Raw genomic sequence first — 21,671 nt, forward strand, 5'->3', positions numbered from 1 at the left:
TGTGACGGTGGAGAGCCCCGTGACGACGCCTGCTCCGCGGCCCGAAGCGGTCGCGGACGACGCCCGTCACGCACGCCGCCGTCGGCGTCGCCGCCTCGCCTCCGACCTCACCGCGCTCGCGCTGGTGGGTGCGCTGCTGATGGCCGCCTTCGCGGCCGGGGGCGTGGCCCTGTACCGCGAGCTGTACAGCCCCACCGCCTTCGTCCTGCGCTACCTCGATCTGCTCGCCGACGGACGCGCCACCGACGCCCGGTCCGTTCCCGGCGTCGCGCTGGATGCGGAGCAGCTGGCGGCCGCGGGGCTCCCGGCCACCGCATCCGACGCGCTGCTGCGCCGTGACACCCTCGCGACGCTGACCGACGTGGAAGCCCTCGGCGAGCGCGTCGACGGCGACCTGACCCGCGTGACCGTCAGCTACCGGGCCGCCGGCGTGGAGGGGAAGACCACCTTCGCCGTCGTGCAGGACGGCTGGACGGGCGTCGTGCCCTCCTGGCGCTTCGCGACGAGCCCGCTGGCCGTCCTGGACCTCACAGTGCGCGGTTCGATGCGCTTCGACGTCAACGGCTTCGAGATCGACAAGCGGCAGGTGTCGGCCGACGGCGTGGACGCCGATCCGCTGGCGGCACTGCCGCTTCTGGTGTTCTCGCCGGGGATGTACTCCGTCGCCGTCGACACCGCGATCTCGGCGACTCCGGGCGTCGCGGTGCTCGCCGACGCGCCGCACGCGACGGTGCCGGTGGACATCCAGGCTCAGGCGACGGAGGAGTTCGTCGGGGTCGTGCAGCAGCGGATGAACGAGTTCCTCGGCGCGTGCGCCGCGCAGCAGGTGCTGCAGCCCACCGGCTGCCCCTTCGGGTTCCAGGTGCGCAACCGCATCGTGGACGCGCCCGCGTGGTCGATCGTGCAGCAGCCGGAGGTGCGCGTGGAGCCCGACGGCGCCGCGTGGCGGATCATCCCGGCCGAGGCGGTGGCGCACATCGACGTCGACGTCCGCTCACTGTTCGACGGCTCGGTGCGCACCGTGCAGGAGGACGTGCGCTTCGTGGTCTCCGGTGGCATCACGGTGCTGCCCGACGGCACCGCGTCCATCCAGGTGCAGGGCCAGAACGCCGAGTAGCCCCGCCGGCCCGGGGGTGGATGCGGCGGGCGCGCGGGTCAGCGGGAGGCGCGCGCGTCGCGCTCGGCGAGGGCGGCCAGTTGCGCGTTGTACTCCTCGAGCTCGGCATCGCCCGTGCGGTCGGCGTGCCGGTCGCGGCGGCGCTGCATCCGGTCGTCCGAGCGGCTCCACTGGATCGCCACCGTGATGGCGAGGATGAGCGTCGGGAGCTCGCCGATCGACCACGCCACACCGCCGCCGATGTACTGGTCGTCGAGCGGGTCGGGTCCCCACGTGCGTCCCATCGCACCGAACCATTCCGCGACCATGAGCCCGGTCTGCATCATGAGGGCGACGCCGAAGAAGGCGTGCATCGCCATGACGGCGATGAGCACCACCAGCCGCAGCGGGTAGGGCAGGCGGTACGGCACCGGGTCGATGCCGATGAGGGAGAGCACGAAGAGGTACCCGGTGATGAGGAAGTGCGCGACCATCCACTCGTGCCCGAGGTGGTCGTACAGCGACCAGCGGAAGAGGTCGGTGTAGTAGAACAGCCACAGCGAGCCGATGAACAGACCGGCGGCGATGTAGGGGTTCGTGAGGATGCGGGCGGCTGGGCTGTGCACGGCCCACAGGATCCACTCGCGCCCGCCGCGGCTGCCGTCATCGCGTTTGCGGATGGCGCGGGCGGCGAGCGTGACCGGTGCCCCCGGCACCAGCAGCAGCGGGATCGCCATGGTCAGCAGCATGTGCCCGACCATGTGGAGGCTGAACAGATAGTCCTGGTACGCGTTGATGGGGCCGCACGTGACCCACAGCAGCAGCAGCATGCCCGCCACCCACAGGATCGTGCGGTACACCGGCCAGGAATCGCCGCGGCGCCGCAGACGCCACACGCCGGCGAGGTAGAAGAACAGCCCGAAAGCCACCGCGAACAGCCACAGCAGATCGATGTCCCACGTCGTGAACCACCGCGCCACCGTCAGCTCGGGGGGAAGCGGCGCGCCGGTGAGGATCTCGGCGGGCGTGCCGAGCGTCGGCGCCGCCGCCGATCCGGGCGGAGGCGTGCGGGCCAGGGCGGCCGCGGCGCCGCTGGCGATGCCCATGAAGGCCAGTTCCAGGAGCACGAGGCCCCAGAAGCGGCGGGATGATCCGTCCTCGTGGGTGCGCCCGATGAGCCGTTTGCGGTACCACGCCCCCAGCACCCCCATCGCCAGCAGTGCCGTGACCTTGACCAGGACCAGCACGCCGTAGGGCGAGAACAGCGCGTCCCATCCGCCCAGTCCGATCGAGGCGCGCACGGTGCCCGAGACGGCGACGACCACGAACGCCACCAGCGCCAGGCTCGAGTAGCGCAGCAGCACCTTCGCCAGCATCTCGCGCTCCAGGAGCGGGCGGATGAGCACGAGCAGAACCAGACCGCCCAGCCACACGGCGGCGCCGATGATGTGCAGCACGAGCGCCAGCACGGCCGAATCGTGGTTCGCCTCCTCCCCGGAGTGCCCCTGCGTCCCCATCGGGACGAGGGCGACGACGGCGAGGATCGCGACGAAGAAGGTCGGCGTCCACGAGCGCACGGCGAAGGTGAGCACCGTGAGCACGGCGCCGGCGACGGTCGTGAGCAGCCACGTGCGGCCGACTTCGACCTCCACGAGGAACCGGCCGAGCTGCTGCCCGAAGAGCGCGTCGGCACTGGGAGACGCGTTCATCGTGTTGACGAACGTGAGGAACCCCGTCGCGGCCGACGAGATGGTGAAGACGGCCGCGCCGGCGGATGCGGTGTCCAGCGCGACGTCGAAGGCCCGCTCCCGCGCGGGCAGGGCGTACAGGGCCAGCACGAGCGAGCCGACCATGCCCGCGGCGGAGAGGTTGACCCCGAGGGTCGCCACCGGCAGCCCCCACCGTACGAGCGGCCCGGGGTCGCCCAGCAGGAGCGGCGCGGCGCCGCCGCCGTAGGCCAGGCCCCACACGAGGGCGGCGAGGGCGGCCACGACCAGGATGACCGGACCCACCAGGCGCAGCGACCGGTTCGCGGTCGCGGGGCGCGAGTCTGCGCGCGGCGGCGCAGCGCCGTGCGGAGTGGGTGCGAGAGTCACCTCTCCAGCCTACGTGGGCCTCCCTGAGGGAAGACGAAGGGGGGATGCCTCAGCATCCCCCCTTCGACGTGGCACCGTCTTACTTGACGGCAGCCTTGAGCTTGGAGCCCGCGGTGACCTTCACGCGCTTGCCGGCGGGGATGGCGATCTCCTCACCCGTCTGCGGGTTGCGGCCGGTGCGCGCCGAGGTCTCGACCTGCTCGAACGCGATCCAGCCGGGGATCGAGACCTTGCTGCCCTTGGCCACTGCCTCGGACACGGTGGAGAAGAGGGAGTCGAGCACGCCCGACACGGCGGACTGGCTCTGACCCGTCGCGCTGGCGATGCTCGCGACGAGTTCGGTCTTGGTGATGGACTTGTCAGCCATTCGGTGGTCCTCCCGGGCGGCCGAGCGGCCGCCTTCGTTACATCGGACGGGGACGGATGCCCCCGGTGGTCGGATCGACCGCCTCGAATGTACCAACAGACCCGCGGAATTCCGCGGATCTCGGGCCCTTTCGCCCGGAACTGCAGGCGTGTCGCGTGTCGAGTGGGGCGGATGTGGCCCCTGCGGCGTCCCCGCGCGGCGCCTGCGCCGCCGTCACAGCGAGCGCAAAGCGGTCACGACGTCGTCCTCCCACCGCCTCGCCGACGCCAGCGCACCGACGAAAACGGGGGTGTCGTGGGTGACGCCGAGGTACCGCACCGCGCTGGCGGAGACCCCGGCGCGGCGAAGCGCCGCAGCGTAGGCGGCGCCCTGGCGACGGAGGGGATCGTACTCCGCGGTGAAGATCACAGCCGGCGGAAGGTGGGCGAGCGAGGGGGCGCGCAGCGGGGAGACGTAGGACTGCCGCGCGCGAGCGGGGTTGTGCAGGTAGGTGCGGGCGACCGAGCGCAGTTCGCGCAGCGCCAGGAGCGCAGGGATGCCGAGGGCCCAGGTCGCACGCAGGTCGATCCACCGCCACGTGAGGTCGGTGACGGGCACCTCCAGGATCTGCAGCCGGATCGGCAGCTGCGCCCGATCGCGGTTCATGAGGGTCAGCACCGCGGCGATGTTCCCCCCGGCGGAGGTTCCCGACACCCCGATGCGGTGCGGGTCGACGCCCAGGTCGACGGCGTGCGCGTGCACCCACTCCCACGCGGCGTACGCCTGCTCGATCTGCGTCGGATGCCGGTGCTCGGGCGCCAGCGCGTAGTCGACGGCGATCATCGTGACGCCGGATGCGGCGGCGCGGCGGCGGCACGCCGCGTCGACGGTCGGATAGTCGATCCCGCCGATGCGGAACGCCCCGCCGCCGAAGACCAGGCACGCCGGCGAAGGCCCCGACCGCTCGTCCGGCAGGTACACGCGGATGCGGACGGAGGGGAAGCCGTCGACGGGCACCTCGTGCTCGACCGTCCGCAGCGCGGGGCCGGGGAGGCCGACGGCACGCTGCTCCTGACGATCCCACGCGAGCGCCGCGCGACGGTGGTGCTGGCGCGGCGTCAGCGGGGCGGCCGGGGCATCCCGCTTCGGAGCGGGCGGCGCGTCCGTGGCGGCGGCGGCGGCATCGGTCGTCCGGAATTCAGGAGACACGCCGACGCGGGGGGCTGCCGCGGCCTCGGCGGGCGCGGATCTCCTGAGTTCTGAACGACTCGAGCCGACGGATGCGGCGCCGGGGAGGCGGGCGCGCAGCTTCGTCCACGCCTGGCCCACGAGGTACCGGCGATGCACGCGGAGACGTTCGGCGAAGAACGGGTCGAGCGGCATGGGACCTCCGTGCGGGAGCGGTGGAGGAAAAGCATAAGGGCGGGGATTCCGAAGAACCCCCGCCCTTGACGCGTCAGCTGTGCTGAGACCGTCGAAGCGTCACCAGGACGACTTGGTCACACCGGGCAGCTCGCCGCGGTGGGCCATGTCGCGGAAACGCACACGCGAGATGCCGAACTTCGACAGGTTGCCGCGGGGGCGACCGTCGATGGCGTCGCGGCTGCGCACGCGCACCGGCGACGCGTTGCGCGGCAGCTTCTGCAGGCCGAGGCGGGCGGCCTCGCGCTGCTCGTCGGTGGAGGTGGGGTCGACGAGCTGCTTCTTCAGCTCGGCGCGCTTCGCGGCATAACGCGCGACGACTACCTTGCGCTGCTCGTTGCGCGCGATCTTGCTCTTCTTGGCCATGAGATCAGCGCTCCTCTCGGAATTCGACGTGCTTGCGGATCACCGGGTCGTACTTCTTCAGCACGATGCGGTCGGGGTTGTTGCGGCGGTTCTTGCGCGTCACGTAGGTGTACCCCGTGCCGGCGGTCGAACGCAGCTTGATGATCGGACGGACGTCCTGAGCCTTCTTGGCCATCAGAGCTTCACACCCTTCGCGATCATGTCCTTGACGACGGATTCGATGCCACGGGCGTCGATCACCTTCATGCCCTTAGCGGACACGTTGATGGTGATCTTCCGACCCAGCGAGGGCACGAAATAGGTCTTCTTCTGCACGTTCGGGTCGAAGCGGCGCTTCGTCCGGCGGTGCGAGTGCGAGATGTTGTGACCGAAGCCGGGAACCGCTCCAGTCACCTGGCACACTGCTGCCATGGTGATGTCTCCTTCTGTACCGTGAAGCCGGACGGCCTCACCCAAGATCCCTTGTCTGCACCCTTCGACACGCTCAGGCACCGGGGATCCGGGCTGCGGCACGAGGAGGGGTACGAACTGCGTGCTGGAGTGCGCGCAGACAAACAGTCAGTCTAGCACGGGCGGGATCCCGCCCTCGCCGGCGGCCGCCTGGGCGCCGCGCCCCCAGCGGAAGGGCGACACGGTCGGGTCTCCCGGGATCCAGAAGCGCCACGGGAACACCGCCGTGCCGGCGACGCCCGCGACCCCGACACGGGGTCCGGTGGCGATCTCCGGCACCGGTTCCACGCGCAGCTCGAGGCGCGCGGTCGCGCCGGCCTGCGGAGCACCGGTGACGGCGTCGATGCCGTCGTGCTGCGGATGGCGCAGGCCCACGGCGTCGCCGAGGCGCCCGGGCCCGCGCGCCAGGTCGCGCGGCGAGCGCACCACGCCCCGGCGCTCGAGGCGCCGCCGGGTCGCGGCATCCTCGCCGGCCACGATCTCGCCCCCGCGCAGCAGGATTCCGCCGGCGACCCCTGCCGGGCCGCTGACCACGTTGACGCACGAGTGGATGCCGTGGCTGAGGTAGACGTAGAGATGGCCCGGCTCGCCCCACATCGTGGCGTTGCGCGCGGTGGGCCCCATGCGCGCGTGCGACCCGGGGTCGGCCACGTCGCCGGTGCCGCGGCCGTGGTAGGCCTCGACCTCGCTCACGCGCACCACGACCTCCTCGCCGTCCACCTCGGTGCGCAGCAGCGCGCCCAGCAGCCGCGGCGCCACCTCGACCGGCAGCCCGCGGAGGTCGGCGCGCGTGGCGGGACGGTGCCCGGTCATGACGGCGGCACCTGGCACCACGACAGAGCGAACCCGCCGAAGGCGGCGACCTCCGCCCCGGAGGCGATCTCGATCACGCGCGTCTCGAGCCGCTGCGGCAGCGGGAGCCGGTACCGGTCGTAGGGGTTGGCTGCGGCGTCGGGTGAGATCAGCAGGGCGGCATACCGGCCGTTGGGCGACACGCACGTCTGCACGAGCGCATCGGCGGGGTCGAGGGCGAGAAGGGTCTGCACCGCCCCGTCGGCGGCGACGTGCACGACCGAACTGGACAGCAGCGTCCCCGCGCCGCCGATCCGGGCGTAGCTGCGGATCGTGCCGGCATCGGCGCCGGGCACGGGGACCACCGAGCCGGGCGCACCGAGGTCGTCCGCCGGCTCGGGCAGCGCCTCCTCCGTGCCGTCGGTGAGATCGAGCACGACCATGCCCTCGTTGCGTTCGACGACGGCCTGGCCCGACCCGCGGGCGATGCCCTCCACGCCGAGCGCTGTGCCCAGAGGCGCCGCGTCCGCCCCGTCTGCGCTCGCCAGCACCAGAGCCCCGTCGAAGGTGAGGGCGAGGATGCTGTCGGTGTCGGGCACGAAGCGCCACTCCGCCACGCTCGGGTCGCCGCCGGGGAGCGCGACGCGGGTCGGCGGCGTGTCGGACGCGCCGTCGGCCAGCGACGCGGTGAACAGCACGCTCTCCAGCCCCCCGTCCTCACCGAGGGCGGCGTCGGAGAAGGTGTAGCCGATCCGTTCGCCGCGGTCGGCCGACTGCAGGTTGGTCACGAAGCCTTCGCCGGGAAGGGGCAGCCTCCGCACGTCGCCGGTGGCGGCATCCACCACCAGGAGGGCCGAATGCTCGTCCTCCAGGACGGAGACGAGGAGGTGCGACGCGGTGGCACGGTAATCCTCGATGTGCGGGTGCGAGAACACCTCCGCGCTGTCCTCCCCCGCCAGTCCGGTGCGGTAGATCGCGTCGCCGCCGGAGCCGCGCTGGAGGAGGAAGACCTCGGATGCCGGGGTGCGGAAGGTCTCCTCGATCGTCGCGGCAGGCCCCGCCCCGAGCCCTCGCACGTCGCGGATGCGCACGGTATACACGGTGTCGTCGCGCAACGGGAGGCCGAACCGCACGCCGATGCTGCGGCCGGACGTATCCACCGTGAAGGGCGTGGCGGGTGAGACCTCCACCTGCGCCGGGTCGATCTCGTGCAGCGACTGCGTCGTGGTGACGATCAGGCGCGACCCCGACGCCGCCACCGCTGCCGCCGGATCCACGCGCACCTCGGTCACCCGCGGCCCCTGCGCCACCGTCACGGCCGCGCCCACTCCCCCCACCAGCACGAGGGCACCGAGCACGGCGGCGAAGACCGCGGCGAACCCGCGGCCGTGCCGCCGCCGCGCGCGCGTGCGCCGGGAGTCAGTACTCATACGGGTCCTGCGGTTCGTCGATGGGGGTGACCTGTTCGGCGTGGATGCGCAGCGAGCCGTCGGCATCGGCGCGCACCGTGCCGGAGATGCTCACCCACTCGCCCGTGCCCGGAGGTGGCGTGCTCGCGGTGACGGGGAGGCTGGCCGACTGCGCGTCGATGACGCAGTGCGTGATCACGAGGCGGCTGAGGGCGAAGTCTCCGTCGCCGCCGGGGGTGACGAATCCGGTGAGGGTGACCGGATCGCCGTCGAAGCGGTCGGGGTCGGTGGCCGAGGCGAAGACACCGGCCCACTCGCCCACCCCGAACCGCGCGGTGTCGCCGGATGCGGCGAGGGTCACCACATCCGTTCCCGCGAACAGGGGTGCCGCGCCCACGTCGCGCGACATCGCCAGTTCGGCCGACAGGGATGCCGGCGGGGCGACCAGCATCGTCACGACCACGCCCGATGCCAAGACGCCGCCGGTCGCCGTCATCACCGTCGCCACCCGGCGCGGGGTGTGGGCCGGTTCTGCCGGATGCTCCGCCGCATCCGCGGGGCGCGTGCCGTGGTCGTGCCCGTGATCCTCTTCGCCGCCCAGCGGCAGCGCGAAGCTCGCGACCGTGCCGATCAGGACGATGACGGCCATCCCGACCGCGAACCAGGCCGACTCGGGGTTGATGTAGAGCGCGAGGCGATCGGTGGCAGCCAGTGCGATCGTCACGACGGCGAGGGATGCGGCCAGGCCCACCCCCAGCCAGCGGGTCGTGAGCGAGTGCAGCACGGTGTCAGACAAGGAGGTTCACCACCGTTCCGAGGGCGAATGCGGCGGCCACGACGATCGCGGTGACACCCACCAGAACGCGGGTGGAGAACGTGGTGCGCAGCAGCGCCAGCATCTTCACGTCGGCGATGGGGCCGACCAGGAGGAAGGCGACGAGCGATCCCGGCGTGAACGCCGACGCGAACGACAGGGCGAAGAACGCGTCGACGTTCGAGCAGATCGACACCACCATCGCCAGGACGATCATCGTCGCGATCGACAGGGCCGGATCGGATCCGATGGCCAGGAGCGTCTGCCGGGGGACGAGCACCTGCACGGCCCCGGCGATGCCGGAGCCGATCACCAGGGCGGGCATGACCGCGCGCAGCTCGACGACGAACTGGGCGAGGCTCCGCCGCGTCCGGGTCGCGCTCGCGCTCGTGCCGTCGAGGCTGAGGGCGCACGTCTGACGGAAGCGGTCGGTCACGAGCGCGTCGGGATCGGGATGGCGGCTGTACAGCCAGCCCAGCAGATTGGCCACGAGGAAGCCGCCGGCCAGGCGCGCGACGAGGACGCCGTCGCTCCACCCGAACGCCGCGTGCGTGGTGAGGATCACGATCGGGTTCACGATGGGCGCGGCGACGAGGAACGTCAGCGTGTCGGACACCGAGAACCCGCGCATCATGAGGCCGCGCGCGAACGGCACGTTGCCGCATTCGCACACCGGCATCAGCATCCCCAGCAGAGACAGCACGGCCCGCCGCGCCCACGCCCGCCGCGGCATCCACCGTTCGATCATTCCCGGCGGCACCCACACCTGCACGACGACCGACAGCAGCACGCCCAGCACGACGAAGGGGAGCGATTCGATCAGGACGCTGATGGCGAGGGTCAGGCCGTCCTGCGCCCGCGTCGGGAGCGCATCGGCGAACAGGGCCGGCGCGAACGCGTCGATCGCGAACAGCGCCACCACGCCGGCGACGCCGACCACGAGCCACGGCGCCGCGCGACCGCGCGTGCGCTGTCGCGGTGGAGCCGGTCGGGTCTGGGTCACGCCTTCTCTCGCGATGCGGCGGCGCACGACGCGCACCGGCCGAAGATGTCGACGACGTGCTCGGCCTCGATGAACCCGTGCTGGGCGGCGGTGGCACGCGCCCACTGCTCCACGTCGGTGGCGGCGATCTCGACCGTCAGCCCGCACGAACGGCAGATGAGGTGGTGGTGGTGCCCTGTCGACGTGCACGCGCGGAAGAGGTTCTCGCCCTCGGGGCTCTGCAGCGAATCGGCCTCACCCTGCGCGGCCATGCCCGCCAGCGTGCGGTACACGGTGGCCAGTCCGATGCCGGTGTTCTCCTCGCGCAGAGTGGCGTGCAGCGATTGGGCGCTCACGAAGCCGCGGGCGTCGGTGAGCGCCTCACGCACGCGTTCGCGCTGCCACGTGTTGCGCTGGGCCATGCCCCGAATCCTACCCGCGCCCCCTGAGCGCAGGCCTGGCGCGACCAGCCCGGCGCCAGCGCGCGTGCCGCCCGCACAACGGCGGGGATGCTCCGCGACACGCCGCGCCCGCAGCATCCGCGCGCGCGCGTCGCGCACGATTCCCGCTGTTGTGCGCGGGGAGGAGGGAGGGCGCGGCGGGAGGGCGCGGGGGGGAGGGAGGGCGGGGAGGAGGGAGGGCGCGGGGTCGCGTCGACTCACCAGGGGGCGGGGCGGTCGTTGTCGCGCGTGCTGTCGTCGGGCAGGTCGGGCAGCTCGTACCCGCCGGCCCGGATGCAGATCCACCGCAGCTCCGAGTCGGCGTCGGGGAGGGCTCGCCACGTGCGCCACACGCCCTGACCCACGCGCACGAGCGTTCCGGCGCCGACGTCGACGACCTCGTCGTCCAGCCCCATCTGTCCGCGTCCGCCGAGGAAGAGGTACACCTCCTCGATGCGGGAATGCGTGTGCCAGTACCCGGCCTCCTCGCCCGGCTCGAGCGCGTTGGCGGTGAGCCCGACGTACTGCAGGGGCAGATCGAAGTCGACGACGCGGCGCCCCTCGCGGGAGGTCTCCGGCCGGAAGCCGCCGAAGTGCGCACGCCACTGGTCCAGGGCCCCGAGCTCGGTCACCTCGTAAGGGCGGGTGGGTGTGGTCATGGCGCCTCCTGTCCGTACACGCGATCCTGCCGCGGCATCGGCGCGGCACCCAGCGGATGCCGCGGACACGGCACGAATCGAATGGTCGCTGTCAGGGCACGCGCTGTCAACCCTTCCGGGAGGCGCGCAGGGCGGCCTTCTGCGTGAGGTCGGACCGGCGCTGGAACTCGTCGTATTCGGGAGCGCCGAGGCCCACGAGCGCGACGCGCCCCTCGCCGTCGTGGTGGAAGCCCCATCCGTACCGCTTGGCCAGGGGCGAGGCGCGCAGACAGGCCTGATCCTTCCCGAAGAACCGTTCCCACTCCTCCGCCCGCCGAGCGTCGTCGATGCCCGAGCGGATGGCGTGCACCGCGAAGAGCACCTCGTCGGAGGTCAGTTCGTACGGGCGATCGCGGAGCAGGTCGTATTGCAGCGACGCCACCGTCGGCGTGACGGCGGCCGGTGGCGCCTCCGCCGCGGGGGCGGGACAGTCCGGCGCGACGGCGATGAATGTGTTGCGGTAGTTGGTGGTCACGCGCTCATCCTGCCGCCCACCGGGCGCCGCGTATTGCAGAATTGCGCCAATGAACGCGCCACGGACACGAGCGATCAGCGCGACCGAGCGCACCGGCGTCCTCGCGCCGGCGAACCTCGAGCGCTTCCACGCGCAGTGGATCGCCCCGGCCGACGACGTCCGCGATGTCGTCGACACCTACTGGGCGGTGCGCTGGCACCTCGATGCCGGCGAGCGCATCGAGCAGCGCATCATCGACCACCCTTCCCTCACCCTCAGCATCGAGCACGGCGACGTGGATGCTCCGTTCGTCGTGACCTCCGCCCGCTCCCACGCGTGGACCCGCACCATCGCCGGCCACGGCGACGTCTTCGCGATCCGGCTGCGGCCCGCCGGCCTCGCGGTGCTGTCGGATCTCGACCCCTCGTCGCCGGGTCCTGAGCAGGAGCTGACGCCCGCGCTCGACACGCGTGCGCACGCGCTGCTCGCGCGGATCGCCGCCGCACCCGACCCGGCCCGCCGCGCGGAGCGGGCCGACGCGCTCGTGCGCGCGCAGCTCGCCGAGCGGCCGCTGCGGGCGTCTCAGCGGATCGCGAACGCGGCTCTGGACGCCCTCACCGCCCAGCCGCACGTGCAGAGGGTCCCCGACGTGGCAGCCGCGGTAGGGACCAGCGAGCGCACCCTGCAGCGGGCGCTGCGGACCCACGTGGGACGGGGTCCGGGCGAGATCGCCCGGCGCATCCGGCTGCAGGAGGTCGTCCGCCGCCTCTCGGCGGGGGAAGAGGACATCCCCCGGATCGCCGTCGACCTCGGCTACGTCGACCAGGCGCATCTGACCAACGACTTCCGCAGGGTCGCCGGTGTCACCCCCGGCGCCTACGTCGACGGCCTGGTCCAGATGCAGGCCGCTCTGCGCGGACGCCCCTGACAGCGGCGGCGGTCAGTCGCGGACGCGGACCACGCGACCCCGCCGGGCGCCCACGCCCCGGCAGACCAGATAGATGAGGAAGGAGATCGTGGTGATGTAGGGGCTCACCGGGAGGGTCCCGGCGACGGCGAGGAGGATGCCGCCGACGGCGGAGACGAACCCGAACACGGCCGCCAGCACCGGCACCGACACGGGCCCCGTGGCCACGCGCATCGCGGCAGCGGCGGGAGTGACCAGCAGCGCCATGACCAGCAGCGCCCCGATGATGTGCACCGCCACGGCCACGACGAGGCCGAGCAGCAGCATGAACCCGAGCGACACCGCGGTGGTGGGGACGCCCCGGGCGGCGGCCGACTGCGGGTCGAGGGAGTCGAACCGCAGCGGGCGCCAGATGAGCAGCAGGGCGACCAGCACCCCCCCGCCGATCGCGATGAGCCAGCCGAGCTGACCGCTCTGGACCGACACGATCTGGCCGGTCAGCAGGCTGAACCGGTTGGCGCTGCGGCCGTCGTAGAGGGAGAGGAAGAGGATGCCCAGGCCCAGCCCGAACGGCATCAGCACGCCGATGATGGAGTTGCGGTCGCGCGCGCGGGCACCGAGCCATCCGATGATCGCGGCGGCCAGCACGGATCCGATGATCGAACCGGTGATCACGTCGAAGCCCAGCAGCAGCGCCGCCGCCGCGCCCGCGAACGACAGCTCGCTGATGCCGTGCACGGCGAAGGCCATGTCGCGCTGCATCACGAAGACGCCGATGAGCCCGCCGACCAGGCCCAGCACCGCCCCGGCGATCAGGGAGTTCGACACCAGGGCGAGGATCGCCCCGTAGTCGGGGAGCCCGCCGAACAGCGCGTCCCACGCATCCGCGCCCATCAGTGCCCGCCCTCGTGGTCGTGGTGGTGATGGTGCGTGTCCTCGGCATCGGGGGCGCCCACCACGACGAGACGGTCGGCCGCACGGAGCACGTACACGGGCGCCCCGTACAGGTCGCTGAGCACGCGCGAGTTGAGCACGTCGTCGGGGCGGCCCAGCATGAAGCGGCCGCCGGCGAGGTAGAGGATGCGGTCGACCTTGCCGAGCACCGGGTTGATGTCGTGGGTGACCAGCATGACGGCGGCGCCGGTGTCACGACGGTGGCGGTCGATCAGGCGCACGACGGCCTGCTGATTGGCGAGGTCCAGGCTCGTCAGCGGTTCGTCGCACAGCAGCAGCTTCGGCGCATCCGCGAGGGCCTGGCCCACGCGCAGCCGCTGCTGCTCGCCGCCGGACAGGAGGCCCACAGGTCGGTCGGCGAAGGCTTCGGCACCCACCTCCCGCACGAGGCGATCGATCCGCGCCCGGTCGCCGCGGCGCGGGATCGGCAGGCCGAACCGGTGCCCGTCGACGCCGAGGCCGACGAGGTCGCGCCCGCGCAGCGGGGTCTCGGCGGGCAGCGGCCGCTGCTGCGGGATGTAGCCGATGCGGCGATTGCCGGGCCGGCGGACCTCGGCGCCGAGGGCGCGGATGCTGCCGGCACTGAGCGGCTCCAGGCCCAGGATCGCGCGCAGCAGCGTCGTCTTGCCCGAGCCGCTGGGCCCGAGGACGGCGATCAGCTCGCCGGGCTGCACCTCCAGGTCGAGCCCGCTCCACACCGTGTGGTCACCGCGGCGGAGGGCGGCCCCGCGGATCTGAAGGGGAGGCGCGGGCGTCACCGGCTCAGCGCGTCGGTCAGCGCCGCGACGTTCTCGTCCATCCACGAAAGGTAAGTCTGACCCTCCGGGAGCGTCTCCGCGAACTCCACCACCGGGATGCCGGCGCTTTCGGCGGCGCGGATGGTCCCCTCGGTCTCCGGCCCGCCGGTCTGGGCGTTGGCGATCACGACGCGCACATCGCCGTCCTCGAGGAGGCGCAGGGCTTCGAGCAGCGTCGACGGCGGCACGTCCTGGCCCTCCTCGACCGCCTCGGTGAACGCATCGGGGGTGACGTTCTCCAGCCCTGCGGCGGCCACGAGGTACAGCGCCACCGGTTCGGTCACGAACACCTCCGCGCCGGCGTCGGTCTCCGCGACGGCGGCGAGCGCTTCGTCCAGCTGGGCGGTCCCCGCCTCGAACTCCTCGAGGTTCGCGGCGAACTCCTCGGCGCCGTCGGGGTCCAGGGCGGTGAGCTCGTCGGCGATCGCCTCGGCGAAGTGCGCCATGGCGTCCGGGTCGTACCAGACGTGCTCGTTGAACCCCTCGACGTGGGCGTGGTCGCCGTGGTCGTGCGCGGTGTGCTCGTCGTCGGCCTCGTCGGTGTGCGCGGCCTCCGCCTCGTGTCCGGCGTTGCCCGGCCAGTCGTGGGAGAACTCCGCCGCGGTCAGGACCGGCGCATCCACGCCGGAAGACTCGACGAGCGCGTCGATGAAGCCGTCGTAGCCCCCGCCGTTCTCCAGGATGAGGTCGGCGCGGCTCACGGCGAGCTGGTCCTGGGCGCTGGGCTCGAAGGAGTGCGGGTCCTGCGCCCCCGAGGTGACGATCGAGGTGACCTGCACCGCATCCCCGCCGATCTCCTCCGCGATCTGCCCGTAGACGTCGGTGGAGGCGACGACCCGGACCACCCCGTCGTCGGCGCCGTCGCCCGATGCGCTCGCGCATCCGGCCAGCGCCAGCGCGGACACGGCGACGAGCGACAGCGGAGCCAGGCGCGAGCGGGACATGCCCCCACCCTACCCGCTAATGAGAATCGTTATCACCCAGCCTTCCCGGCGCGGGCGGGTCAGTCCAGCAGGAGGGCGGGCTCCTCCAGGATCGAGGCGACGTCGGCGATGAAGCGGCTCATGCCGTCGCCGTCGATCACGCGGTGGTCGAACGAACCGGCGACCGTGGTGACCCAGCGGGGACGCACCTCGCCGTCCACGACCCACGGCTTCTGGCGGATCGTTCCCAGCGCGACGATGCCGGCCTCGCCGCCGTTGATGATGGGCGTGCCCGCATCCATCCCGAACACGCCGATGTTGGTGATCGTGATCGTGCCGCCCTGCTGGTCGGCCGGGGTTGTCTTGCCCTCGCGGGCGGTGAGCGTCAGCTTCTCCAGCGCGCGGGCGAGCTCGCGCATGCTCAGGTCCTGCGCGTCCTTGATGTTGGGCACCAGGAGCCCCCGCGGGGTCGCCGCCGCGATCCCGAGGTTGACGTAGTGGTGGAGGCGGATCTGGGCGCCCCCCTCCCCATCGACCCACGCCGCGTTCACCATGGGCGTGCGTCGCACCGCCCAGATGACCGCGCGCGCCATGATCAGCAGCGGCGAGACCTTCACGTCGGCGAAGTCGGGCGAGGACTTCAGTCGCTTGACCAGCTCCATCGTGCGCGAGGCGTCGACGTCGGTCCACACCGACACGTGCGGCGCGGAGTACGCGGTGCGCACCATGCTGCTGGCCACCGCCTTGCGCACGCCGCGGACGGGGATCGACTCCTCGCGATCGCTGCCCGCCGGCGCGGGGGTGGCCGGCGCGGGAGCGGGCTCGGCGGGCACGGGGATCGTCTCCTCGCGCACGGCGCCCCACTCCGGCGTCTCGATGTTGCGGAAGACGCTGGCCTGCGACGCGTGCCGGACGACGTCCTCCCGCGTCACCTCGCCGGCCGGACCGCTCGGGGCGACCGCGGAGAGGTCGACGCCGAGGTCGCGCGCGAGCTTGCGGATCGGGGGCTTGGCGATGACCCCGACGGATGCGGCGACCGGGCGCTCCGCGGTGCGCCGGCGCCGCGACTGCACGTGCCCGCCGGTGCCGTACCCGACGAGCACGGCGCCACCGGCATCGGCCCCGCCCGGATCGGAGGGCTGGGGAACGGTCGTGTCCGCAGCCGTGGAGGCGGCCGCATCCGCGATCGTGATGATCGGCGCGCCGACGTTGACGGTGTCGCCCTCGGCGGCGAGCAGGTCGCCCACCGTCCCGGCGAACGGCGAGGGCAGCTCCACGAGCGACTTGGCCGTCTCGATCTCCACGATCACGTCGTTGACGGCCACGGTGTCGCCGGGCGCGACCCGCCACGACACGATCTCCGCCTCGGTGAGGCCCTCACCCACGTCCGGGAGGAGAAAGGTCTGAGTGCTCATCGCATGTCCTTTCGACGACCGATCCGACGACCGATCAATAGGCGAGGGCGCGGTCGACGGCCTCGAGGATGCGGTCGGCATCCGGTAGATAGGTGGCTTCGAGCTTGGCCGGGGGAACGGGGTGTCGAACCCCGATACGCGCAGCACGGGCGCCTCCAGGGAGTAGAACGCGCGCTCGGCGACCGTCGCGGCCACTTCGCTGCCCAGGCTCGTGAATCCGGGCGCCTCCTGGGCGTAGACCATCCGCCCGGTGCGACGCACGGAGTCCAGGATCGGCCCGTAGTCCACGGGCGACAGCGAGCGCAGGTCGATGACCTCGCAGCTCGTGCCCTCGCCCTCGGCGAGCGCGGCGGCCTGCAGCAGCGTCGTGACCATCGCGCCGTGCCCCACGAGCGTCACGTCGGTGCCGCGGCGGACGACGCGGCTGGCGTGCAGCGGCAGGCCCGGCGCCGTGGTGTCGACCTCGCCCTTCTGCCAGTACTTGCTCTTGGGCTCGAGGAAGATCACCGGATCCGAGGAGGCGATCGCCTCCTGGATCATCCAGTACGCGTCATGGGAGGTCGAGGGGCTCACCACCCGCAGCCCGGGGGTGTGCGTGAAGTACGCCTCGGGGCTCTCCTGGTGATGCTCGATCGCGCCGATGTGCCCGCCGTAGGGGATGCGGATCACGACGGGCATCTGCACGGCCCCCTCGTGCCGGTAGGTGAGCTTGGCCAGCTGCGTCGTGATCTGGTCGAAGGCGGGGAACACGAACCCGTCGAACTGGATCTCGCACACCGGACGGAACCCGCCCATGGCGAGCCCGATCGCGGTGCCGACGATGCCGGATTCGGCCAGCGGCGTGTCGATGACGCGCTGGGGCCCGAAGTCGGCCTGCAGGCCCTCGGTGATGCGGAACACCCCGCCGAGCGGTCCGATGTCCTCACCCATCAGCAGCACGCGGTCGTTCTCGGCGAGCGCGCGGCGCAGGCCTGCGTTCAGGGCCTTGCCCAGGGGCATGTTCTCGCTCATGACGCCCCCTCCTCGAACGATGCCTCGTATGCGGCGAGCCACTGGCGCTGCTCGTCGACGCGCGGGTGCGGTTCCGAGTACACGTTGTCGAAGATCAGCGCGGGCTCCAGGGTCGTGGCGGAGTCGGTGGTGCGCACGCGGATGTCGTCGGCCAGCGCCTGACCTTCCGCATCCGCGTCGTCGAAGAACGCCTGCGACGCCCCGCGCGACTCCAGGAACGCCCGCATCCGCAGGATCGGATCGCGCGCGACCCACGACTGCTCCTCGTCGGAGGTGCGGTACTTCGTCGGGTCGTCGCTCGTGGTGTGCGCGCCCATGCGGTAGGTCATCGCCTCGACGGCGCGCGGTCCGCCGCCGGCACGGGCCTCATCCAGTGCCACCTTGGACACCGCATAGCTGGCGAGCACGTCGTTGCCGTCGACGCGGATGCTGGGGATCCCGTAGCCGGCGCTGCGCCGGTACAGCGGCGAGCGCGATTGGGTGGAGACCGGGACGGAGATCGCCCACTGGTTGTTCTGCAGGAAGAACACCTCGGGTGCGTTGAAGCTCGCGGCGTAGACCATCGCCTCGTGCACGTCGCCCTGGCTGGAGGCGCCGTCGCCGTAGTAGACGATCACGGCCTCGTCGCGCTCGGGGTCGCCCGTGCCGCACTTGCCGTCGAACACCAGCCCCATCGCCAGCCCCGTGGCGTGCAGGGTGTGGGCCCCCAGGACGAGCGTGTACAGGTGCGTGTTGCCGTTCGCGGGGTCGAACGGGTCCCACCCGCCGTGCGTGAGCCCGCGCATGAGCCGGAGGATGTGCAGCGGGTCCACGCCCCGGACGCGCGCGACGACGTGCTCACGGTAGGAGGGGAAGAGGTGGTCCTGCGCGCGGGCGGCGCGCACCGACCCGACCTGAGCGGCCTCCTGACCCCAGCTCGGTGGCCACAGGGCCAGCTGACCCTGCCGCTGCAGGTTGGTCGCCTGCCGGTCGAACGCGCGGATCGACACCATGTCGCGGTAGAACTGCTCTAGCTCGGCGTCGGAGAGCGCATCGACGATCGCGCGGTACGGCTCGGCGGCAGGCGTCGGCGCGAACGATCCGTCCGCGTCGAGCAGGCGCACCACTTCCTGGTCGTCGTGCGTTCCGGTCTCTTCGAGCCCTGTCACAGTTCCCACGCTAACGTGCGCCCCGGATGCCCTTCTGGGAGGGTACGGACAACGGATGCGGCGACCCGTAGGACCTTCTCGACAGACTCCTCCTCGCCGACCGACACCCGCAGGCCGTCGCCGGCGAACGCGCGCACGATGATCCCCTCCTCGGCGAAGGCCTCCGCGAACGCCTCGGTGTGGGTTCCGGCGGGCAGCCACACGAAGTTGCCCTGCGCGTCGGGGATGCGCCATCCCGCCTCCCGGAGCCCGGCCGCAAGGCGATCCCTGCGCTCAGCGATCGCCGCGACGCGCTCGAGCAGCGCACCCTCGGCGTCCAGGCTCGCCAGGGCTGCGGCCTGGGCCTGCGCCGTGACCGACAGGGGGATCATCGTCGCGCGCGCCGCATCCAGCACTCGCGGATGACCGATGGCGTAGCCGATGCGCAGCGCGGCCAGCCCGAAGGCCTTCGAGAAGGTGCGCAGCGCCACGACGTTGGGCCGGCCCAGCAGCCCGAGGACCCGCATGCCGTCGACGGCATCCGGCGCCGTGACGAACTCCGCGTACGCCTCGTCGAGGATCACCATGACATCGCGCGGCACGGCGTCCAGGAACGCCGCGAACTCGTCGTGGGTCACCACCGGGCCCGTGGGGTTGTTGGGGCTGCACACGAGGATGACGCGCGTGCGCTCGGTCACCGCGGCGACCATCGCGGGCAGGTCGTGGCGGGCGTCGTCGGTGAGCGGCACCTCGATCGCGGTCGCGCCGCTGACGGCCACGAGAGTCGGGTACGCCTCGAACGACCGCCACGCGTACACCACCTCGTCCCCGGGGCCCGCGGCGGCGAGGATGAGCTGCGCGATGAGGGAGACGGAGCCCGCCCCCACGTGCACGGCCTCGACGGCGACGCCGTAGCGGGCCGCCAGACGTTCGCGCAGCCGCGTCGCCATCGCGTCGGGGTAGCGGTTGAGCTCGGCGGCCTCGTGCACGGCGGTCAGCACGCCCGGCAGCGGCTCGAAGGGGTTCTCGTTGCTCGACAGCTTGAACGCGTCGGCGGCGGCCTGGCGCCCCTGACGGTACACCGGCAGGGAGGCGATCTCGGGCCGGATGCGGGGGAGGACGGGGGCGTCGTCGTCGATCACCCGTAGAGCCTAACCGGGCGGCCTGTCCCTGCCGAGGCCGCTCTGACATAGTGGGCGCGTGAGTTTCCTCCTCCGAGTCATCCTGAACGCCTTCGCGATCTGGCTGGTATCGCTCATCCCGGTCCTGCAGGTGTACCTGATCCCGTTCGCACCGGGCGACTGGTTCCAGGTGGCCCTGACGGCGCTGCTGGTGGGCCTCATCTTCGCCATCGTCAACGCCATCATCGGCACGGTGCTGAAGGTGCTGGCGATTCCGCTGTACATCCTCACGCTCGGACTCATCTCCCTCGTGATCAACGGGTTCCTGCTGTGGCTGACCGCGTGGATCACGACGCTGTGGAGCTTCGGGCTGCGCGTCGAGAGCTTCTGGTGGGGCGTGCTGGCGGCTCTGCTCATCACGATCATCAACGGCGTCCTGGGGCTCATCTTCCGCCCGAGCCGTCGGGACTGACCCGCTCGGCGGAGTACTCCCGGGCCACCGCCGTCTCCGCACGGGCGAGGCCGTCGAAGACCGAGGCCAGACCCTGCGCCCTCGGGTCGTCGGACCCGTCGATGAGCGCGGCGGTCTCGGCGTACGCCGACATGTGATGGGCGGGCAGGGTGGCGTCGTGCAGGCCCGCCATCGGGTCTGCCGTGCGCTCGACGACGAAGCTGCCGGGGGCGCCGACCGAGCCGGGATGCCCGCCGCCCTGGAGCGCGGCGATCGGGTCATCGGTGTGACGCACCGTCACCGCGAGGGTGTCGCGACCCACGTCGGCCTGCACGGGTGCGCCGAACGACACCAGCGTGCGGGTGTCGTAGGGGCCTTCCAGCGCCAGGCGCTCGGTGACCATGGCGCCCTGCGAGTGCCCGAAGGCGTGCACGACGTCGCCCGGCCGGGCGCCGGCGTCGCGGAGGGCGCGAAGGGTCGCCTCGTACGACGCCGACTTCTCGCCGGCGTACAGCTGCAGGTTGGAACGCACGTCGAACGGATCGGATCCGCCCGCCGAGCGGGTGCCGGTGACGTACACGGCGAACTGCTGCGTGCCATTGGGCATCGTGTACCGCTCCACCCGCACGTGCCCCTCCCCGGCGCCAGGGATGCGCGCCGCCGCGGCGGCCAGGGAGGCCGGCGGTGCGACGGAGATGGTGGCCAGCGGCCGGACCGACACGGGGTCGCCGCTCCCGGTCAGCCGGTCGCGCGCGGCCACGGGCCCGAGGCCGAGCGCGTCGACACCGAACCCGAGTGCGGCCAGGGTGAAGGGCGCGAGCATGCCGGCGACGGGGTCGAAGCCGCGTGAACCCCACCACACCTGGCGGGCCAGATCGCTGCCGTCGCCGCCCGCCTCGATCAGCTCCTGGGCCCGCCGCGCCAGGTCGGGGCGGTCCGCGAATGCGCGCTCGAGTCGCGCGTCCAGCCGGTCCACCGCGGCGGCGTCCCCGGCCGCCGCGGCCACCGCGCGCTGGGCGAGCAGCTCCACCGCCTCGTACAGGTGCGCCGCTTCTTCCAGCGCCGCGGCGAGTTCGTCGGCCTGGGCGGCGGCGTCGCGCAGGAGCGTGTGCACGGCCAGCAGTTCGCCGGCCGACGGCGCCCCCGGCACGCCGAGGAGCTGCTCGGGCGCGCCGCTCACGAGCGAGGCCGCTGCATCCGCGTCGCCGGCGAGCGAACGGAATCGGGAGGCGGCCGCTCGCAGCGACGCCGTGTCGACCTCGATGGCGCCGCCGGAGCGGATGACGAGGCCGCTCACGGAACCGCCGCCGCGGCGAGCCGGTACCGGGCGCGCCGGAGGTCGTCGGCGGTGAGCTCGAGGGTGGACTGGACGGTGCGCAGCATCCGTTCGAGCCCCTCGGCCTGCGTGGCGAACGCCCGGGCCGAGGGCGCCTGCCACTGCACCGCGTCGCGTGCACGGGCGGCGCTGACGGCGAGGTCGTCGACGTCGCCGCGGGCGGCCACCACCGCCTGCAGGACGACGTCGATGGTGTGCAGGTGCGCGAATGCCGGGGCGAGGACGGGGAAGGTCATCGCCCCACCGTGCCCTCTGTCGCGGCGC

Annotated in this window: 24 protein-coding genes and 1 pseudogene; 3 read left to right on the top strand and 22 right to left on the bottom strand. The window is 72.5% G+C overall.

The window, feature by feature from the left end; genetic code table 11:
- Window positions 1-7: 7 nt before the first annotated feature.
- Complete coding sequence (locus F6J85_RS17245; protein WP_338037092.1) at window positions 8-1,117, top strand: hypothetical protein; 1,110 nt, start codon at window positions 8-10, stop codon at window positions 1,115-1,117.
- Between the two features lie 38 nt (window positions 1,118-1,155).
- Here the strand turns inward: F6J85_RS17245 and F6J85_RS17250 are convergent, their stop codons facing one another.
- From F6J85_RS17250 to F6J85_RS17310, 13 genes are all read right to left on the bottom strand, one after another.
- Window positions 1,156-3,111 (bottom strand): bifunctional copper resistance protein CopD/cytochrome c oxidase assembly protein, encoded by a 1,956-nt coding sequence (locus tag F6J85_RS17250; RefSeq protein ID WP_150927585.1) that lies wholly within the window; start codon window positions 3,109-3,111, stop codon window positions 1,156-1,158.
- Between the two features lie 160 nt (window positions 3,112-3,271).
- On the bottom strand, window positions 3,272-3,559 hold the full coding sequence (locus F6J85_RS17255; protein WP_125133173.1) for an HU family DNA-binding protein: 288 nt from the start codon (window positions 3,557-3,559) through the stop codon (window positions 3,272-3,274).
- A 213-nt stretch (window positions 3,560-3,772) separates the two neighbouring features.
- Entirely contained in the window at window positions 3,773-4,921 is a 1,149-nt protein-coding gene (locus F6J85_RS17260; RefSeq protein ID WP_150926975.1) for an alpha/beta hydrolase, read from the bottom strand.
- Window positions 4,922-5,020: 99 nt separating this feature from the next.
- Entirely contained in the window at window positions 5,021-5,326 is a 306-nt protein-coding gene (gene rpsN / locus F6J85_RS17265; protein ID WP_150920430.1) for a 30S ribosomal protein S14, read from the bottom strand.
- A 4-nt stretch (window positions 5,327-5,330) separates the two neighbouring features.
- Entirely contained in the window at window positions 5,331-5,501 is a 171-nt protein-coding gene (rpmG, locus tag F6J85_RS17270) for a 50S ribosomal protein L33 (protein WP_005051772.1), read from the bottom strand.
- On the bottom strand, window positions 5,501-5,737 hold the full coding sequence (gene rpmB, locus F6J85_RS17275; RefSeq protein ID WP_135071608.1) for a 50S ribosomal protein L28: 237 nt from the start codon (window positions 5,735-5,737) through the stop codon (window positions 5,501-5,503). Before rpmB ends, rpmG begins: the two co-directional genes overlap by 1 nt.
- 147 nt (window positions 5,738-5,884) lie before the next feature.
- Window positions 5,885-6,589: a DNA-3-methyladenine glycosylase gene (locus F6J85_RS17280; protein WP_150926977.1), complete on the bottom strand. Its 705-nt coding sequence runs from the start codon at window positions 6,587-6,589 to the stop codon at window positions 5,885-5,887.
- The gene (locus F6J85_RS17285; RefSeq protein WP_150926979.1) at window positions 6,586-7,998 is read right to left on the bottom strand and encodes a hypothetical protein; all 1,413 of its coding nucleotides are present in this window, start codon (window positions 7,996-7,998) and stop codon (window positions 6,586-6,588) included. The genes F6J85_RS17280 and F6J85_RS17285 overlap by 4 nt, the downstream gene beginning before the upstream one ends.
- A complete protein-coding gene (locus tag F6J85_RS17290) occupies window positions 7,988-8,773 on the bottom strand; it encodes a TIGR03943 family putative permease subunit (RefSeq protein WP_238707005.1) in 786 nt (261 codons plus the stop codon). Before F6J85_RS17290 ends, F6J85_RS17285 begins: the two co-directional genes overlap by 11 nt.
- Window positions 8,766-9,794 carry a permease gene (locus F6J85_RS17295; protein WP_238707006.1) on the bottom strand — a complete coding sequence of 343 codons (1,029 nt, stop codon included), beginning with the start codon at window positions 9,792-9,794 and terminating at the stop codon, window positions 8,766-8,768. Before F6J85_RS17295 ends, F6J85_RS17290 begins: the two co-directional genes overlap by 8 nt.
- Window positions 9,791-10,195, bottom strand: coding sequence for a Fur family transcriptional regulator (locus F6J85_RS17300; RefSeq protein ID WP_150920427.1), 405 nt, complete (start codon window positions 10,193-10,195; stop codon window positions 9,791-9,793). Before F6J85_RS17300 ends, F6J85_RS17295 begins: the two co-directional genes overlap by 4 nt.
- A gap of 236 nt (window positions 10,196-10,431) precedes the next feature.
- The gene (locus F6J85_RS17305) at window positions 10,432-10,872 is read right to left on the bottom strand and encodes a cupin domain-containing protein (RefSeq protein ID WP_150926981.1); all 441 of its coding nucleotides are present in this window, start codon (window positions 10,870-10,872) and stop codon (window positions 10,432-10,434) included.
- Between the two features lie 106 nt (window positions 10,873-10,978).
- Window positions 10,979-11,386: a DUF6157 family protein gene (locus F6J85_RS17310; RefSeq protein WP_150926983.1), complete on the bottom strand. Its 408-nt coding sequence runs from the start codon at window positions 11,384-11,386 to the stop codon at window positions 10,979-10,981.
- A gap of 49 nt (window positions 11,387-11,435) precedes the next feature.
- On the opposite strand from F6J85_RS17310, the gene F6J85_RS17315 reads away from it, so the two are divergent.
- Window positions 11,436-12,293, top strand: coding sequence for a helix-turn-helix transcriptional regulator (locus F6J85_RS17315; protein WP_150926985.1), 858 nt, complete (start codon window positions 11,436-11,438; stop codon window positions 12,291-12,293).
- 12 nt (window positions 12,294-12,305) lie between these two features.
- Here the strand turns inward: F6J85_RS17315 and F6J85_RS17320 are convergent, their stop codons facing one another.
- From F6J85_RS17320 to F6J85_RS17350, 7 genes and pseudogenes are all read right to left on the bottom strand, one after another.
- Entirely contained in the window at window positions 12,306-13,166 is an 861-nt protein-coding gene (locus F6J85_RS17320) for a metal ABC transporter permease (RefSeq protein ID WP_150926987.1), read from the bottom strand.
- Complete coding sequence (locus F6J85_RS17325; RefSeq protein WP_150926990.1) at window positions 13,166-13,984, bottom strand: metal ABC transporter ATP-binding protein; 819 nt, start codon at window positions 13,982-13,984, stop codon at window positions 13,166-13,168. Before F6J85_RS17325 ends, F6J85_RS17320 begins: the two co-directional genes overlap by 1 nt.
- A complete protein-coding gene (locus tag F6J85_RS17330; protein WP_150926992.1) occupies window positions 13,981-14,967 on the bottom strand; it encodes a metal ABC transporter substrate-binding protein in 987 nt (328 codons plus the stop codon). Before F6J85_RS17330 ends, F6J85_RS17325 begins: the two co-directional genes overlap by 4 nt.
- Before the next feature lie 59 nt (window positions 14,968-15,026).
- Window positions 15,027-16,361: a dihydrolipoamide acetyltransferase family protein gene (locus F6J85_RS17335; RefSeq protein WP_150926994.1), complete on the bottom strand. Its 1,335-nt coding sequence runs from the start codon at window positions 16,359-16,361 to the stop codon at window positions 15,027-15,029.
- Between the two features lie 34 nt (window positions 16,362-16,395).
- A pseudogene (locus F6J85_RS17340) lies at window positions 16,396-17,372 on the bottom strand (alpha-ketoacid dehydrogenase subunit beta).
- Window positions 17,369-18,520 carry a thiamine pyrophosphate-dependent dehydrogenase E1 component subunit alpha gene (locus F6J85_RS17345; RefSeq protein WP_150926996.1) on the bottom strand — a complete coding sequence of 384 codons (1,152 nt, stop codon included), beginning with the start codon at window positions 18,518-18,520 and terminating at the stop codon, window positions 17,369-17,371. Before F6J85_RS17345 ends, F6J85_RS17340 begins: the two are co-directional and overlap by 4 nt.
- Entirely contained in the window at window positions 18,517-19,641 is a 1,125-nt protein-coding gene (locus tag F6J85_RS17350; protein WP_224793506.1) for a histidinol-phosphate transaminase, read from the bottom strand. Before F6J85_RS17350 ends, F6J85_RS17345 begins: the two co-directional genes overlap by 4 nt.
- Window positions 19,642-19,699: 58 nt before the next feature.
- Between F6J85_RS17350 and F6J85_RS17355 the strand changes: the two genes are divergently transcribed.
- The gene (locus tag F6J85_RS17355; RefSeq protein WP_150920417.1) at window positions 19,700-20,092 is read left to right on the top strand and encodes a phage holin family protein; all 393 of its coding nucleotides are present in this window, start codon (window positions 19,700-19,702) and stop codon (window positions 20,090-20,092) included.
- On the opposite strand, the gene F6J85_RS17360 is transcribed toward F6J85_RS17355, so the two are convergent.
- Both F6J85_RS17360 and F6J85_RS17365 read right to left on the bottom strand, forming a co-directional pair.
- Window positions 20,064-21,368, bottom strand: a complete 1,305-nt coding sequence (locus F6J85_RS17360) for a hypothetical protein (RefSeq protein ID WP_150926998.1) — start codon at window positions 21,366-21,368, stop codon at window positions 20,064-20,066. The two genes, F6J85_RS17355 and F6J85_RS17360, sit on opposite strands and share 29 nt — an antisense overlap.
- Entirely contained in the window at window positions 21,365-21,643 is a 279-nt protein-coding gene (locus F6J85_RS17365) for a hypothetical protein (RefSeq protein ID WP_150926999.1), read from the bottom strand. Before F6J85_RS17365 ends, F6J85_RS17360 begins: the two co-directional genes overlap by 4 nt.
- Window positions 21,644-21,671: the final 28 nt, after the last annotated feature.

It is taken from the genome of Microbacterium lushaniae, assembly GCF_008727775.1.
In the GTDB taxonomy this organism is placed as follows: Bacteria; Actinomycetota; Actinomycetes; order Actinomycetales; family Microbacteriaceae; genus Microbacterium; species Microbacterium lushaniae.